This window comes from Ravibacter arvi (assembly GCF_039540405.1).
In the GTDB taxonomy this organism is placed as follows: Bacteria; Bacteroidota; Bacteroidia; order Cytophagales; family Spirosomataceae; genus Ravibacter; species Ravibacter arvi.
Genome location: NZ_BAABEY010000032.1, coordinates 114,373 through 130,441, shown reverse-complemented (window position 1 = coordinate 130,441; position 16,069 = coordinate 114,373). Strand labels below are relative to the sequence as shown.

The 16,069-nt window shown below is 51.9% G+C and carries 12 protein-coding genes; 9 read left to right on the top strand and 3 right to left on the bottom strand.

From position 1 onward, the window contains the following. Positions 1-10 precede the first annotated feature (10 nt). From ABD852_RS18645 to ABD852_RS18635, 3 genes are all read left to right on the top strand, one after another. On the top strand, positions 11-1,483 hold the full coding sequence (locus ABD852_RS18645; RefSeq protein WP_345031629.1) for a neutral/alkaline non-lysosomal ceramidase N-terminal domain-containing protein: 1,473 nt from the start codon (positions 11-13) through the stop codon (positions 1,481-1,483). A 90-nt stretch (positions 1,484-1,573) separates the two neighbouring features. Next, a complete protein-coding gene (locus ABD852_RS18640) occupies positions 1,574-4,606 on the top strand; it encodes a PVC-type heme-binding CxxCH protein (RefSeq protein ID WP_345031628.1) in 3,033 nt (1,010 codons plus the stop codon). Positions 4,607-4,687: 81 nt separating this feature from the next. Further along, a complete protein-coding gene (locus tag ABD852_RS18635) occupies positions 4,688-5,608 on the top strand; it encodes a TIM barrel protein (protein WP_345031627.1) in 921 nt (306 codons plus the stop codon). A 56-nt stretch (positions 5,609-5,664) separates the two neighbouring features. Here ABD852_RS18635 and ABD852_RS18630 read toward each other — a convergent pair whose 3' ends face one another. The 3 genes from ABD852_RS18630 to ABD852_RS18620 form a co-directional block, all read right to left on the bottom strand. Further along, positions 5,665-6,369, bottom strand: coding sequence for a LuxR C-terminal-related transcriptional regulator (locus tag ABD852_RS18630; protein ID WP_345031626.1), 705 nt, complete (start codon positions 6,367-6,369; stop codon positions 5,665-5,667). 296 nt (positions 6,370-6,665) lie between these two features. Continuing rightward, positions 6,666-7,856, bottom strand: a complete 1,191-nt coding sequence (locus ABD852_RS18625; protein WP_345031625.1) for an ABC transporter permease — start codon at positions 7,854-7,856, stop codon at positions 6,666-6,668. 31 nt (positions 7,857-7,887) lie between these two features. After that, positions 7,888-8,514, bottom strand: coding sequence for an ABC transporter ATP-binding protein (locus tag ABD852_RS18620; protein WP_345031624.1), 627 nt, complete (start codon positions 8,512-8,514; stop codon positions 7,888-7,890). Between the two features lie 219 nt (positions 8,515-8,733). On the opposite strand from ABD852_RS18620, the gene ABD852_RS18615 reads away from it, so the two are divergent. From ABD852_RS18615 to ABD852_RS18590, 6 genes are all read left to right on the top strand, one after another. After that, on the top strand, positions 8,734-9,768 hold the full coding sequence (locus tag ABD852_RS18615; protein ID WP_345031621.1) for a hypothetical protein: 1,035 nt from the start codon (positions 8,734-8,736) through the stop codon (positions 9,766-9,768). Positions 9,769-9,787: 19 nt separating this feature from the next. Further along, positions 9,788-10,465 carry a type IX secretion system protein PorG gene (gene porG / locus ABD852_RS18610; RefSeq protein ID WP_345031619.1) on the top strand — a complete coding sequence of 226 codons (678 nt, stop codon included), beginning with the start codon at positions 9,788-9,790 and terminating at the stop codon, positions 10,463-10,465. Between the two features lie 73 nt (positions 10,466-10,538). Next, positions 10,539-11,423, top strand: coding sequence for a S1 family peptidase (locus ABD852_RS18605; RefSeq protein ID WP_345031617.1), 885 nt, complete (start codon positions 10,539-10,541; stop codon positions 11,421-11,423). Positions 11,424-11,591: 168 nt separating this feature from the next. Next, positions 11,592-12,329, top strand: a complete 738-nt coding sequence (locus ABD852_RS18600) for a tyrosine-protein phosphatase (protein ID WP_345031615.1) — start codon at positions 11,592-11,594, stop codon at positions 12,327-12,329. Between the two features lie 347 nt (positions 12,330-12,676). Beyond that, positions 12,677-13,495 (top strand): polysaccharide biosynthesis/export family protein, encoded by an 819-nt coding sequence (locus ABD852_RS18595; RefSeq protein WP_345031614.1) that lies wholly within the window; start codon positions 12,677-12,679, stop codon positions 13,493-13,495. Positions 13,496-13,520: 25 nt separating this feature from the next. Continuing rightward, positions 13,521-15,923: a GumC family protein gene (locus ABD852_RS18590; RefSeq protein ID WP_345031613.1), complete on the top strand. Its 2,403-nt coding sequence runs from the start codon at positions 13,521-13,523 to the stop codon at positions 15,921-15,923. Positions 15,924-16,069: the final 146 nt, after the last annotated feature.

Sequence of the window (16,069 nt, the reverse complement as noted above, 5' to 3'; positions counted from 1 at the left end):
GAGAGAATATATGAAAAAGATGCGCAGTAATATCAGGAGCCTGTATGCGGGAACAGCCCGTTGGCGGTTCGCATGTACGGTCGGGATGTTGCTTTTTATGGCGATTCCCGGCCGGGCCCAGGTTTTCAGGGCGGGAGCTTCGGTAGTAGATGTTTCACCCAAACTTGGTCAGGGAATAGTGGGTAATTTTATCGTACCGCCTGCTACCCATATCCACGACCCGCTTTCGGCCCGCAGCCTGGTGCTGGATGACGGGGAGACGAAGCTTGTCTTTGTTGTGGTAGATAATGTGGGCGTAGATCAGCCTGTTTTCGACGAAGCCGGCAAGATGATCCGGCAGGAAACCGGTATCAACCCGGCCCAGGTATTGATGTCCGCCACCCATACCCATTCCGGCGTATCCGCCAGCGGTGACGGCGAGCGGTTCAGAAAGGACCGGAAAGGAATTTTGCTTGACGACTACCAGAAATTTTTGGCGCGGCGAATTGCCGATGGGGTACGCATCGCCGTTAATAACCTCGAACCCGCGCGGATCGGGTGGGGAAGCGGAAGCGTGCCGCAGCATGTGTTTAACCGGCGCTGGAAACTGAAAAATGAAGTCAGGAATCCCTTCGGTCAGATGGATGCAGCAATGTTCAATCCCGGGGTGAACAATGCGAACAAAACCGAGCCGGCAGGAACTACCGACCCTGAAGTAGCTTTCCTTTCGGTTCAGTCTGTCAATGGAAGGCCCATCGGCCTGCTGGCCAATTACTCGCTGCACTATGTGGGGGGCGTGCCCACCGGTCATGTTTCAGCAGACTATTTTGCACTGTTTGCCGGTAAGCTGGCCAGGCACCTGGGGCAACAGCAACAGTTTCCGCCTTTTGTGGGCTTTCTGACCAATGGAACCTCCGGTGATGTCAATAATATCGATTTCAGTAAACAGGGCAAAGCCTACGGGCCTTATGAAAAAATGAATATCGTGGCTGAAGATGTGGCGCGGGAAGTGTTGCGTGTATATCAGAATATTGAATACAGGCCGCATGTAAAGCTCCGTTCGGTCCGGTCCGAGATACCGATAAAGGTGCGGAAGCCTTCCCGGGAGCTTTATGAACGCTCCAAATCGGTAAGAGACAGCCCGTCCGACAAAAAATTTGAACATTCCCTGGAGCGTGTTTTCGCCGACCGGGCCATTCATATTTATGAAGACTGGCCTGCCGAAATTGCGGTTCCGCTACAGGTTTTCAAAATCGGCGAGTGGGGGGTACGGGCGGTTCCCTTCGAAGTTTTTACAGAAACGGGCTTGGATCTGAAAAAGACGAGCCCTTTTAAAAACAGCTTTACGATTTCCCTCGCAAATGGTTGTTACGGCTACCTCGCACCACCGGCGCAACATCGGCTCGGCGGCTATGAGACCTGGCTGACGGTGACCAAAGTCGAGGAGACGGCCTCGGAGAAAATCGTGGCGGAACTGACGAAGCTTTCGGATTCGCTCCGTTGACAGGTGTCCGCCCCAGTTAAGTTGCTCAATCAAAATTTGTCAGTGTGGTGCGCCCGGGCTCCCCGGGCGGCTGCCAGAAAATAATGTCCGATGACGAAGTACCTCTTGCCTCTTGCCCTGGTGTGTTCCCTGACCTGGACCGCCTGCGAAAATAAAAAAGAAAAGGTCACCTCACATGAAGGTTCTCTTTCTCCTGCTGAAGCCCTGAAATCCTTCGAGCTGGAACCCGGCTTTAAGATCGAGTTACTTGCGTCCGAACCGCTGGTCGCGAGCCCGGTGGATATGGAAATTGATGAAGATGGGCGGATGTATGTGGTGGAAATGCCCGGGTATCCCCTTGATAAAAGTGGTACCGGCAAAATCAAGCTGCTCAGCGATACCGATGGCGACGGTGTGATGGACAAAAGCGTGGTGTTTGCTGAAGATCTTACGCTGCCCAACGGAATCATGCGCTGGAAAAAAGGTGTAATTGTTACGGACGCGCCTGATGTACTTTATCTCGAGGATACCGACGGCGACGGGAAGTCGGACGTAAGAAAAAAGCTGCTGACCGGTTTTTCGCTCTCCAACCCGCATGTGAACGTCAACAACCCTATCTATGGGCTGGATAACTGGGTGTATCTTTCGCACCTTGGCGCTATCGGGACCCGGAAATACGGCACCGAATTTGGCGATACCGGGAGCGAAGTCCACTTTGCAGACCAGGCCGGCGGGCCGCAGCTCCCCAAAAATGCGAGCAGCAACAACGTTCGTTTCCGGCCGGATTCCCGTGAGCTGGAGCTGGCTTCTTCCAGGAGCCAGTTCGGCCATACTTTCGATCGCTGGGGGAGCCACCTGCTTACCCACAACCAAAACCATATTTACCACGAAGTAATTGCGGCGCGCTACCTGGCCAGGAACCCTTCGCTCGTTGTGTCAAACGCAACACAGCCGATTTCTGACCACGGAGATGCCACCGAAGTTTTCCAGATTACGACCAATCCCGACCGCCAGTTATTTACACCGGTGGGGGTTACAACTTCTTCGAGCGGGATTACCGCCTACCTGGGCGGATTGTTCCCAGCGCCATACGATGGAAATGTAACTTTCGTAGCAGAGTCGGTCAGTAACCTGGTCCACGTAGATGTGCTGAAGGAAAAAGGAGCCACATTCGTTGCCGGCCGCCAGCATCCGGGGAAAGAATTCCTGGCATCGAAAGACTCCTGGTCACGCCCCGTTAACATGTATGTCGGTCCGGACGGCGCCCTGTATGTGCTGGATTATTACCGTAGAATTATCGAGCATCCCGAATGGATGTCCGATGAAGCGGTCGAGGCCGGCGGGTTATACGATGGACACGATATGGGAAGGATTTACCGCATTACGCCGACGGGCACGGGGAAGCCGGACTGGACCAAGGGAGTCTCGCTCGGCAAGTCTTCGCCCAAAGCGCTTGTTGCTCATTTGGCTGATAAAAATATCTGGTGGCGGCAAAATGCTCAGCGGTTGCTGGTCGACAGGCAGGATGTATCAATCGTGCCCGACCTGGAGCAAATGGTTAGCAGCTCGACCGTTCCCGAGGGGAGACTGCACGCACTCTGGACGCTTCAGGGGCTGAACAAGCTGAGTGCGCCGTTGATTGCGGCGGCACTGGCAGACCGGGAAGCCGGGGTCCGGGAAAATGCCGTCAGGCTGGCGGAGCTGCATCTGAAAACCGCGCCTGAGCTTGAAAAGGCACTTGTAGGCCTAGAAAAAGACCCGAGCGATAAGGTTAGGTTCCAGTTGCTTTGCACCCTTGGTTTCGTTGCTTCCGGTGAAGCGGCTGCAGTGCGGCAGCGGCTTTTGTTCAGGGATATTCAGGATGAATGGGTGCAAATCGCTGCAATTTCGGCCGATTCATCGCAAACGGTACCGCTTTTGAAAGAAGTATTGGCCAGGTACGATGCGGCCCAGCCTGCATATGGTTCGCTGGTCCGGCGTTTGACCGCAATGGTAGCGGCCGGCCGGGATTTGGGCGAAGTGCACCAACTGGTCCGCATGGCGCTCTCGGGGAAAGGCAAGCAGCGGGAAGCCGCCGTGTTGGAAGGATTGGCCCAGGGGGTAAAAAGGAGAAAAGATGCGACGAATATCCTGGCTTCGGAACTTCCTTCCCTGGTAGACGCAGCGTTGACGCATCCTGTCAGCGAGGTCAGAAAGGCGGCGCTGGACGTGTTGAAGTCGGGAAAACCCATGCCGAAGGCGTTACTGACTGCCAGTCTCCAGCGGGCGGAGAAGGTGATCGGGAATACCTCACTGGCCGCTGCCGACAGAAGCCTTGCCGTAAGTCTGTTCGGATTGGATGAAAATCTTCCCGCCCATATTGACTTCCTCAAGAAATTGATTCAACCAAAAGAAGAGCCTGAAGTCCAGATGGCGGCCATCCGTATGCTTGACAAAGTGCCGGGAAAGGAAACCGGGGCATTCGTTTTGTCGAAATGGGAGAGCCTGACCCCTGATGTCCGCGATGCGGCCCTGGATCTTTTCATTACAGACAAAGAGCGGGTACCGCTGTTGCTTGACGCGATTGAGACCGGGAAGGTACAATCTTCGGGGCTCGGGTACCTGCGTGGCGTGCGGTTGATGAGCCATTCAGACGACGCGCTCAGGGACAGGGCGCGCGCCTTGCTGACCGGCGGGGAAGATAAAGAAAAAGCGATTAAAGAGTACCAGAAATCACTGGAGTTGACGGGAGATCCGAACAAAGGGATGCAGGTATTTGTGCAACATTGTTCCATTTGCCACCAGGTGCGCGGCGAAATGGGCGTGGTTTTCGGTCCTGATCTCGGAACAGTACACAACTGGCTGCCCAAAGACCTCCTTGCGAACATCCTGGATCCTGCACTGGCTATGGCGCCGGGTTACGATTACTGGGGGATCACGCTCAACACCGGCGAGACCATCCAGGGAACCATCGCCAGCGAAACGTCCTCGGCCATCCAGCTCAGGCAGGCGCCCGGTGTGGAGCGAACGGTCAACCGCCAGGATATTCAGTCGATTCAGACCCTGAAAATGTCGCCGATGCCAAGCTTCGCCGGACAGATTGAACAACAGGCAATGGCAGACCTCATCGCGTTTTTAAGAAACAGCAGGCAGCAAAATAAATAGCTATGAGGTTTGAGCGGTGAGGTGTGAGGCATGAGCTTTACCCTCACACCTCAAACCTCACACCTCAAACCTATTAAACAAATGAACAGGAAGGCATTTTTGAAGACCGGTTTGCTGGCCGGTGGGGCGGTACTTACGGGACTGGGCGACAAAGTAGCAGCTGCTGCAAGGCAGGCGCCGGTGGCTCAGCCCTTTAAAACCAAGTTTTCGCCTGAATTCGGCATTTTTGCGGACGCGGCCGGAAACGATGTGGTCGACCAGATCAAGTGGGGTTTTGACAACGGGTTCAGGGCCTGGGAAAATACTTACCTGATCCGGAGACCGGTGGCGGAGCAGGAGCGGATCAGCCAGGCGGTACAGAAACTGGGCATGGAATTTGGCCAGTTTGTAGGCGTTTTTACTTTTGATGCGGTTTCTTTCGCCGGCCGGGACAAGGCTATCCGCGAAAAAGTACTGGCCGATATGCGGGCGTCAGTGGAGGTGGCCAAAAGGATGAATACCAAAATTATCCACAATGTGCTGGGTAAAGCCGATCCCAACCTGCCGTGGGATTTTCAGATGGCCAACGCGATTGAGCTGCTGAAGCGTGCGGCCGAGATTTACGAACCGCATGGTATGGTAATGGTGATGGAATCCATGAACCATAAGATTAACCATGCAGGTATGTTTTTGCATACTATTCCCCAGGCTTATGCACTTGCCAAAGGTGCTGATAGCCCGAGCGTGAAGGTGCTGTTCGACTTCTATCATGTCCAGATCCAGGAAGGAAATATTATTCCGACACTTGACTACGCCTGGGATGAAATTGCCTACATACAGATAGGGGACACACCCGGGAGAAACGAACCGACCTCAGGAGAAGTGAATTTTAAAAATATCCTGCAACACGTTTACGACAAAGGCTACAGGGGTTTTGTCGGGATGGAGCACGGAACAAGTAAGCCGGGGAAGGAGGGAGAAATGATTACGCTCAATGCTTACCGGCAAATAGACGCGAAATAGAGAGCGACCAGAGAGAACGCGTTTCCGGGCTTTTCGGAGACGCGTTCTTTTGATTATCAGCGCACGTCCGGATTGAATGGTGCAGCTGCCTCATCCGACGTCGTGCTTCTATGAAGCCTATCCTTCAGATCCAATACATTGGCCACGTTCATTTTCTTGAACACCTTTGCTTTTACCGTGCTTATGGTCGAAATCTGCCTGTTCATGACCTCTGCTATCCGCGAAACGCTCATGCCCTGCGTAAGGTAATTGGCCACTACCTCTTCCATTTTTGAAAGGTTTGTTTTTGGCGGTTCAATTTCTTCCGACTCATTATTGAGGTATTTCCATATTATCTCGTTGCTGATATATCGTTTCCCGTCGAGGACTGTATTGACGCATAACAGGAGCTCGGGCACGTCAAAATCGGCGACCAGGTAGCCGGCAATACCCAGGCGCAGCAGGCGCGGAATGGTTTTCAGGTCACTTTTATAATCGTAAAGAATAACCTTGGCCGAAGGCAACCGGGCGCTTAGGCCGGCGATTTGCTGGATGATATTCGGGTGGTCATGGCTGTTGATGCCGATCCATACCAACTCCGGCGCCTGTTCTTTGGCGAGCCCGCTTAACGCTTCAATTTCGTCTGCTTCAAAAGACGAAACCTCCGTATAGCTTTCTTTCAGCGCGGTCAACAGGCCTTTTCTAAATATTGGCCTTGCTTCAACAATAGCCATTTTCAGCTTCGCCGGATCACGGGTGTTTCCCGGGGTATTTTTGCGCATGGTTGTTGTCGTTAATTAATGTCTTTGAGGGTATAACGAACGTCGTCGACGCTCTGATGTAACTGTTTATATAATTATAAGGCAAAATAGGAGTTTTTTATATAAAATGTAGAATTTGTCTTACGATAAAAATGAACTTTTCCGACGATATGTTTATCCTGAAGACATAGAGCATCACTCCAATTATGTTGATCGGGATAGATTTTATTGAATGAAAGGCCGGATAGGAGGGACATGGATATGCCGGCCGGCAGTGAAGCGAGTCGGGAAAATACCGGAAAATTTGCTTTTCAGCTTTAGTCTTCAGCCAGGGTTTTGGAAATATTAATGGTGTAAATCCCGATAGACGGAATTGCAGCGGCGACTACGCCAATAGCTATGGCAGCAGCTAAAAGATAGATCTCTTCCGGGAGGAAAGAAAAGTTCCGGAATGAATAGTTGAAATCCCGTTCTGCGGTCTGGCTGAATAGCCACAGGCCGAGCCGGCTCAGTCCTGTACCCGCAAAAAAGCCGATCAGAGAGAGGAGAAGGCCTTCGAAGAGGAGAAGAAGAAAGAGCTTGGTACGGGTAGCACCCATAGAAAGCAATAGCGCCATCTCATATTTTCTTTCTTTAAGCGAGTTGTACAGTGATACGAATACGCTTACACCCGCAATTATCATGATGAGGAGCGCGAGTGCACGGAGCGTATCGATTCCTACCCCGAGCAGTTCGATCAGCCGGTTTATTTCAATGCTGGGCAGAGCCGTCTGCATTTTGGTGTTTTCGTTGATCATACGGGGCAGCATCATCATGGCCATCGGATTGCGAAACGAGATCAGGGCGCTCGTTACCTCTTTTTCGGCGGTATCGGCTTCCGCATGGTTTTCGTGATCTGCGTGGATATCCCATACGCTGCTGATGGGGGTAAGAATCAACTGGTCAAGTACCGATCCCGTCGGTTTGAAAATTCCTTTTACGGTATACTGGTGGTTCCCGTGAGATTCGCCTTCCTTGTCGAATCCATGAGAGCCGGCAAATGAATCACCGATTTTCAGCCCGGCGCCCTCCGCGACTTTGTAGCCGACTGTTACTTCCATTGATTTTTCGAACAGATCGCCGGCTTCGAGCTCCGCTGCAAAATGCTCCGGGTATTTTTCATTCGTCCCTACAATACGGAAGCCATGATAGTTGTCGCCCATGGAAAGTGGAATCGCGGTTTTGACCATCGGGTTGCGTGACAGCTTCTGAACCTCCGCAAGCGGGATGTTCCCGGTCGGTGCGTCAATCTGGTATACGGATGACAGAATGAGCTGCAGGGGGCTCCCTTTTGCGCCGACTACCATGTCGATACCGCGCAGATTCTTGCGGAACTGATCTTCCAGTTGTTTGTTTAGCAGCAGCAGCAGCGAAATAATGCCAATGCCCAGGGTAAGCAGGAGCGTGCTCAGGAAACTATTTAGTTTTTTATCCTTAAGATTGGCCCAACTCAGGTTCAATAGGTTCATAATGAATTAAAGCTTGTGACAGTCCGTCGATCTAGAGAAAGATCCTGTCGGTAAAAGTGTCTTTCAAACGCTGGTCGTGGGTAACCACAATGAGGCTGGCCCCGATTTTTTCCGATTGTGCTTTCAAAAGCCGGATAACCCGCTCGCAATTGAGGTCGTCGAGGTTGGAGGTAGGTTCATCGGCCAGGATGACCGAGGGGCCGTTCATCAGCGCCCTTGCTATGGAAACACGCTGCTGCTCACCCTGGCTGAGCTGAAAAGTCTTTTTCGAGAGATGCTCGGCAAAACCCAGCTCGCCGGCAAGAAACTCGGCTTTGGCGCTGTCGGTTTTTTTATCAGCGAGATAGTTGGCAATCAGCAGGTTTTCACGTACGGTAAGCGCATTCACAAAATGGGCTTTCTGGTACACAATCCCGATCTGTTCCGCCCTGAATTTTGCCAACGACCGGGGTGACATGGAGGTAACTTCCTGCCCGTCCACGGAAATCGATCCTTTCTCGGGCTTCAGCAGCATTGCCAGCAAATGGAGAAGTGTAGTCTTGCCTTTGCCGGATTGCCCCAGGATGAGTAAGGATTGTCCGTTTGGGCACGCAAAATCGGGGAAAGTGAATTTTCTCGCCGACTGGTAGGCGTATTGCAGGCTTTTTGCTTCAAGCATTACGGATTCGGATTGGTCTAGTCAAAATTAATCAAATCCCTATAAACCGGGCCATTCTGGCATGGCTTTTTCCGTGTCAACCGCAGGGACAGCGTTTTCAGAACCGCATGCCCCCGGGCGAAAGGATTATCCCGACTTTGTGTTTTTTCAATGCAATAGAGCTTCGGGATATATCGTTGTAGTCAAGTATTTGGCAAACCATGGGATACAGGGAAAATTATGAAAGTAGTATTTGGGAAGGCTGAGAAAAAGATTCAGTTCACGAGAATCGTCGCATGGGCGGTGGGTTTTTGGGCCTTCGCTATAGGGAATCAAGCCTTGGGACAGGGTTATCGCAACCAGTTTGTACCCTATTCAACGGTTGGTTTCGGGATCGGAACGGCCAATTATTATGGTGATTTCGCGCCTTACAGGCGTGTAATTGGTTCCACATTCCGAATGATGCGCTGGAGTGTGACCGGGGAATATACGCGACATTTTTCACCACGGTTTGCAGCAAGGGCTTCACTCAGCTGGATCCGGATTGCGGGCGATGATTATACAATGAATAAAAGCGGGAATGCAAACCAGAGTTTTTTTATCAGAAACCTGCATTTCAGGAATGATGTGAAGGAACTGGCGGCAGTAGGTATTTATAAGCTTACACCGGATGGCCGCAGCTACGACCGCCGTCCCCAATTCGGAGCCTACCTTTTTGGCGGTATAGCAGTGTTCGCGCATAATCCCAAGGCGCGACTGCCTGTGGAGGCGGGATCTACCGAAAAACAGCGCTGGGTGGCATTGCAGCCCCTCGGTACGGAAGGACAGGGAAGAGAAGGGCAGGAAAAATTGTATTCTTTGGTGAAGCTTGCCATCCCGGTGGGTGTGGGCCTGCGTTATAAGATCAATCCGAAGTTTGATATTGCGGCTGAGCTGGGGTTCCGTTTTACGACAACCGACTATCTGGATGATGTTTCCAAGCCTTACCCGGATCCGTCCGTATGGGCTTCCGGGGCAGACCCGGCCCAGGCGCGGCAGATGTCCTTGCGCGCGTTCGAGGTAAACCCGGCGCGTTTCCCGAAGCGGGACCGGACGGCTCTCCTCCGCGAGTATCTCGGCCTGACCGAGGCGGAAGATCCGTATGCGCAACTGAGAGCTGATCCGAGCCTGGTTACCCGCGGAAATAACAGTAAGCAGAGAGATTCCTACATGACCGGAACCATCAAACTGATTTACGTGCTCGGTCCGTCGGTTAAATGTCCGCCTTTGAAATAGAGATAAGTTCATATTTGTTGTGTTTCACCGTATATACCTCCTCTTTGCTCTTCTTGCCGGATTTCTGATAGCCCCTTTGCCGACAGTTTTCGGGCAGAAATGGGAAGTAGGGGCCGGTGTGGGCGGCATGAACTACACCGGGGACATAGCGAGGAAGCTGCAAATCAGAAATTTTCGCCCAGCAGGCAATCTCTTTGCGCGCTATAACCTGAAAAACGGATTCTCGTTCCGGGCAGAGTTCCTGGGCGGAGGTATCGCCGCCGCCGACCGCAATGCCGACAATGCGTTTCAGCAGCAGCGTGACCTTTCGTTCAAAACCCTGGTTCTCGAGGGAAACCTGGCCACGGAATATAATTTCCTGGACTACCGGGACAGCAGGAAAGCGCTCAATTGGACACCGTACGTAATGGGAGGAATCGGGTATGCGCTCTTCAGGCCCAAGCCGGATAACGGCTCCTACAAGACGTCAACCCTGGTTATCCCCTTTGGGGTAGGACTGAAATACCAGGTAAAAAGGCCCTGGGGGGTGGGTGTGGAATTCAGTGCGAGAAAAACTTTTACCGACTATCTCGACAACTTTGGCGGAAAAGAAGTGGTACCCGACAAATTCGGAAATGGAAACCCGGCATTGAAAGATATCTATTATTTCCTGGGCGTTAATGTCAGCTATACCTTCTATAAAATTGTCTGCCCCTAGGATTTCTGTTTTGCCGGCCCCTTCCGAACGCCTATCTTAGAGGTTTATTTGTGCCCTGCAGCAGGAATACCTTATGTTTGTTGACGCGTTAGAGCAAGTAGACCAGTTTACCCGAGCCATCCATTTTATTTCACGTTATTACGGCAGCGCCGAGATTATTCCCGAAACAGCGACCATGTTTTTCGTGAATGAGCAGGGCTGTGCTGTGACATGCCGCCACGTTGCCGAGAACCTTGTAAACGGTGAAGCCGTGTATGGGAAGTACCTGGGCTTTAAACGGGAATACCGGCTGTTTGAGCGGGAACGCACCGCCCAACTCGAGAAGCGCCGGCTCGAGGAGAAATATGGTCTGAAGCACGATGTGCTGATTCGTGTAAAAAACAGTTTCCCCGAAAGTGTTTCGGGCGACTACAGGCTGGTTATCCACCGGCATCCTGTGTATGATCTGGCAATCATCCGTTTTGTGGGTTACTCGGAAATCAGGTACAGGAAATTTGCCAGGTTTCTGAAAGACGAGCAGAAAGTCCGTCCCGGCAGAAGCTTATGCCGGTTGGGGTATCCGTTCCCCGAGTTTACAAACTACCGGCTCAACCGCGAAATCGACGATATAGAATGGTCTCAGGAAGGCCGTGTAGCTACTCCCGGCTTTCCCATAGACGGAATCATTACACGACAGGTGGCCGATCAGAATGGGATTTTCGGGATAGAAATGAGCACCCCCGGCCTGCGGGGCCAAAGCGGCGGCCCTCTCTTTGACACCAGGGGGGTGGTATACGGCATGCAGAGTGCTACGCAACACCTGCACCTGGGCTTTGACCAGGTAAACCGCGAGGTAATCTCCGACGGCGTAAGGAAACGTGTATCGAATTACCCTTTTTTAAATGTGGGCAGGTGCGTGCACGTCCGCGTCATCAAGGAGTTCCTTCGCATGCATGACATTCCCTTTTATGAGGAGTAGGACGGCCCTGGTTGTGCGTTTTGATCGGGGTATGGGAAAAATTGAGGGTACCTATTCCCGGGAAATATTTATTTGCTAAGTTGCGGGCTCCGATGATGTGGGTAGGGAGGTGTGGTGATGAGGAGATGTGATGACGGGGATGGGTCGATGTATCATTTTACAAAAACAATGTTTCATAAAATTTTCTCCTGGGGGCAAAAAAAAGCTCCGCAACAAGAAAGGGTGACTTTTGATCTTCATTCGCACCTGATCCCGGGGATTGATGACGGGGCCCGGACGATGGCCGATTCGGTGGAGATGGTCCGGCAGATGGCCGCCCAGGGGTTTAACCACCTGGTTACCACGCCGCATATCATGTGGGACAGCTATAAGAACACACCCGAAATAATCACCAAGGGCCTGGGAGAAGTGCGGGAAGCCTGTATCGAGAACGGGATTGATATCAGGCTGGATGCCGCAGCAGAGTACTTTATCGACGAGCATTTCATGGAGCTCCTCCGCGGGAATGGAGAGCTGCTTACCTTACCGGGCAACCGTTTGTTGGTGGAGCTGCCTTATACCACACCGCTAATGAATACCACAGACACCCTGTTTTCCGTTATAGGCTATGGCTATCGACCGGTGCTGGCTCATCCCGAACGGTATACCTACTTTCATGCTACCCCGGAGATCTACCAGCAGCTGAAAGAGCAGGGCTGCGAGCTGCAGCTCAATGCGCTGTCGTTGACGGGTCAGTATGGCTCGGGGGTTCGGAAAATGGCCCGTTGGCTCCTGAAGCAACGATTGGTAACGTTTGTCGGCAGCGACGCGCATGATCTTCGCCACGTAAAGGCACTGGCGAAGGCGATGGAGTTGCAGGAGCTAAGGGATTATGTTTTTTTTAATAATGAAATTTCTCTACTTTGACACTGGGGAAATCGGTTGCATCTGTTATGTTTGCACTATTGTTGAGTCGAATAATTGTACTTTAACTGACTGATGAATCTTTTCAATACCGGAGAAAGTGTTTATGTGTGTTCGAAATAATTCTATAGTCGACATCGAAACAGAGTGCATTTTATTAAAGATTACCCGGGGCTGCCGTGGTACGGGTTTGCGCGTGTCCCGATAGTTTCCGGAAAGATTGCCGTCGTGGGCGGATGTTGTCCTTAACATGACTTTTTGTAATTTTACTTGTTTTAGCAAAGCCGGCTCCGGGTTTCCCACGCCCGGATGATCCAGAGCTTTGTCATCCACATCGATTGAGTACCTACATGAAAAAAAAAATTTGGCCGTACTTCAGGGGTCACCTGACTGCATTACCAGTATTGCTGGCGTATTCTCTATTCATTGCTTCCTGTATTTCTCAAAAAGAGGTAACCTATTTCCAGGAATCTCCCGATAATCCGCAGCGGGGAAAAGGGATGCAGGCCTATATTCCGCTGATCCAGTCCGGCGACGTGCTATCTGTGGTGGTCGGGAGCTTAAACCCCGAGGCGAATGAGATTTTTAACGTAAGGAATATGGCCACGGCTGCGCATTTGAACTACGGTGCTGCAGGAGGGGCGGGAGGAAGAATCCAGCCGATCGGATACGTGGTAGACGAAGAGGGCAATATTGATGTGCCGCTCATTGGCAAAGTTAAGGTGGATGGCCTGATGACCGATCTGGCCAGCAAAACGATCCGCACCATGCTGGAGAAATATCTCAAGGAGCCGACGGTTGCGGTGCGTTTTGTAGGCTATAAGATTTCTGTGCTGGGCGAGGTGAAGAACCCGTCTGTTTTTGTCGTGCCGGAGGAGCGGATCACGTTGCCTGAGGCGCTCAGCCTGGCCGGAGATCTGACTATTTATGGCCGGCGGGACAACGTGATGGTGATTCGGGAAGAGAATGGGGTCCGGACCTACGGCAAGGTTAATCTTACCTCACGGGAACTATTCGATTCACCGTATTACTACCTGCATAAAAACGACGTGATTTATGTAGAACCGACCAAAGCCAGGGTTACCAGTTCTGATCGTACCCTGCAGATCCTACCGCTTGTATTAAGCAGCCTTTCGGTGATCGCCATTATACTGACCCGCGTTTTATAGCATTAATCCGTATCATTAGCCTGTTATGAATACAACCGAATTGAACGGCTTCGAGGAGCGCAATTCTACAGAAGAAGAGTTTAACCTGGGGGAGTACGTCCAGCGTTACCTGCGATACTGGTATCTTTTTCCCTTTTTTATTGGCCTGGCGGCGGCAGCGGCCTGGTATTACTTCCAGGTTACGCAGCCGGTCTATAAAAGTACAGCCTCGCTTCTGATTAAGGACGAGAAAAAGGGAGTCCGGGCCGGCGCCGACGATATTCTTTCGGAACTGAGCTCTTTTTCAGGGAATAAGCTGGTGGAAAATGAGATTGAGATTCTCCGTTCCCGCAACCTGATGGAACAAGTGATCAAAGACCTCAAACTGGAAGTAAGCTATAGCATTTCAAGCGGCCTCAAGACGATAGATATCTATAAGAAGAGTCCTTTCCGGGTGGTAACCGAGGTGGTAAGCGAGAAGGCCTACGAAGATCCTATGGAGATCGAATTGGTGGATAAGGACTTTTACAACATTCCTCAGGATGACGAGCTGCGCGAATTCGGCAAGCTCTATTATACGGACTGGGGCACCTTACGGGTATTCCGGGACAGCACGGGAGATGCAAAAATCGACGAGGTAACGGTGCATTTCAGGAAGCCGGAGCGGCTGGTAGAAAATATGCTGAAAAATCTTTCGGTTGCGCAGTCGAACAAAAACAGTACCGTACTGGAGCTGGATTTTGAAGATACCTCACCGCAGCGCGGTATCGATGTCCTCAATAAGCTGCTGGACGTGTACGTAGGCTCTTCCATTACCGATAAAAATACGGAAGCAAGCAATACGTTGGCCTTCATTGAAGAGCGTTTGGGCCTTATTACCAGCGAGTTGGGCGACGTTGAAAAGGACGTGGAGGTGTATAAGAGTCAAAAGGGGCTTACCGATGTGAGTGCCGAATCGCAGCTTTTCCTCGAAAATATGAAGGAGAATGACTCCAAGCTCAACGAGGTCAATACCCAGATCCGGGTATTGGAGGGAGTTGAAAGTTATATCAGTCGCAGCGGTGATGGCGCTGTGGCGCCCGCCACCTACCTGATTAATGATCCTATGCTGGTTTCGTTGCTCAACCGGTATTCGGAGCTTAACCTGCAAAAGGAGAAATATGCCCGTACGCTGCAGCCCGATAACCCCATTATGGAGACGGTGAATACGCAGGTGGCGCAAACGCGGCAATCGATCCGGGAAAACCTTCAGAACATGCGCCGCGGTCTCGACATGACGCGGCAGAACCTGGAGGGGATCAATACCCGCTTCTCGGCCGGCTTGCGGAGCCTTCCGCAAAAGGAGCGCGAATATGTGGGTATCAAGCGGCAGCAGACGATCAAAGAGAACCTTTACCTTTACCTGCTCCAGAAGCGGGAGGAGACAGCCCTGGCTTTTGCCTCGACCGTGACGGACAGCCGGTTGGTTGACGCACCCCGGGGAAGCAATATCCCGGTAAAGCCGAAAAAGAGCCTTATTGGTTTGGGAGCTCTGTTGGCCGGGATGGCAATTCCGATATTGTTAATTAACCTGCTGATGATGCTTAACAATACGGTGCAGAGTCGTGAAGAAGTAGAGCGACTTAGCGGTGCGCCGGTAGTGGGTGAGATTGGCCGGATGAAGCAATCAGGACAGCCCGGACTCGGAGATGTTGTAATCAAAACCACGAGCAGGTCGGCGGTAGCTGAGCAGTTTAGAGCGTTGCGAACCAACCTGCAGTACCTGGGTGATGGCTCAGGCAGGGTGCTCATGCTTACCAGCTCCATAGGGGGAGAAGGGAAGAGCTTTGTAAGTATTAACCTGGCAGCCAGCCTGGCTTATTCCGACAAAAGGGTGCTGCTGGTGGGTGCTGACCTGCGCAAACCCACCGTGCATACCAACCTGAAAATGATCAACGACAAGGGGCTTACCAATTACCTGATCACCAAAGGTGACGCTGCGGGGCTGATCAAGCCGTCGGGGGTACACGAGCTGTTTGAGGTGATGCTTTCGGGGCCGATACCGCCTAACCCGTCGGAGCTTCTGAACAACGGCCGTCTTCCTGTTTTGATCGAGGAGTTGAAAGAGCGCTATGACTATATATTGATAGACTCACCACCTTACGGGCTGGTTACGGATGCTTCTCTCATCAGCGAATACGTGGACGCCACGCTTTACCTCGTAAGGCACAATTATACCTTGCGTGACCATATGAAGAATATCCGGTTATTGATTCGCCAGAAGCGGTTTAAAAACCTTTCGGTGGTGTTCAACGCGGTCAATTATGGCGCCGGTTATGGTTATGGTTACGGTTATGGAGGCTACGGCTATGGTTACTATTCGGAAGACAAGGAATCTAAGCCACGTTCCGTGATCGATCAATTGGCCAGGAAAGGCAAGGAGCTAAAGGCGAAGGTCAGGCAGAGCTGATTAGGGAGATTGCCTAATGGTCGGGGCTATCATTCCGGCCATTAGCCGGTCTTTCCGCCCCACGGGTCCGTCATCCCGGCCGCAGCGGACGGATCTCCTGTTGCCGGGCGTATTTTTCGCATCCCTTTTTGCTCCGCCGGCATTTT

Bases quoted from the DNA above. Each gene is read 5' to 3' on its own strand.
- ABD852_RS18645 (WP_345031629.1), top strand. From the start codon at position 11: ATGAAAAAGATGCGCAGTAATATCAGGAGCCTGTATGCGGGAACAGCC.
- ABD852_RS18640 (WP_345031628.1), top strand. From the start codon at position 1,574: ATGACGAAGTACCTCTTGCCTCTTGCCCTGGTGTGTTCCCTGACCTGG.
- ABD852_RS18635 (WP_345031627.1), top strand. From the start codon at position 4,688: ATGAACAGGAAGGCATTTTTGAAGACCGGTTTGCTGGCCGGTGGGGCG.
- ABD852_RS18630 (WP_345031626.1), bottom strand. From the start codon at position 6,369: ATGCGCAAAAATACCCCGGGAAACACCCGTGATCCGGCGAAGCTGAAA.
- ABD852_RS18625 (WP_345031625.1), bottom strand. From the start codon at position 7,856: ATGAACCTATTGAACCTGAGTTGGGCCAATCTTAAGGATAAAAAACTA.
- ABD852_RS18620 (WP_345031624.1), bottom strand. From the start codon at position 8,514: ATGCTTGAAGCAAAAAGCCTGCAATACGCCTACCAGTCGGCGAGAAAA.
- ABD852_RS18615 (WP_345031621.1), top strand. From the start codon at position 8,734: ATGAAAGTAGTATTTGGGAAGGCTGAGAAAAAGATTCAGTTCACGAGA.
- ABD852_RS18605 (WP_345031617.1), top strand. From the start codon at position 10,539: ATGTTTGTTGACGCGTTAGAGCAAGTAGACCAGTTTACCCGAGCCATC.
- ABD852_RS18600 (WP_345031615.1), top strand. From the start codon at position 11,592: ATGTTTCATAAAATTTTCTCCTGGGGGCAAAAAAAAGCTCCGCAACAA.
- ABD852_RS18595 (WP_345031614.1), top strand. From the start codon at position 12,677: ATGAAAAAAAAAATTTGGCCGTACTTCAGGGGTCACCTGACTGCATTA.
- ABD852_RS18590 (WP_345031613.1), top strand. From the start codon at position 13,521: ATGAATACAACCGAATTGAACGGCTTCGAGGAGCGCAATTCTACAGAA.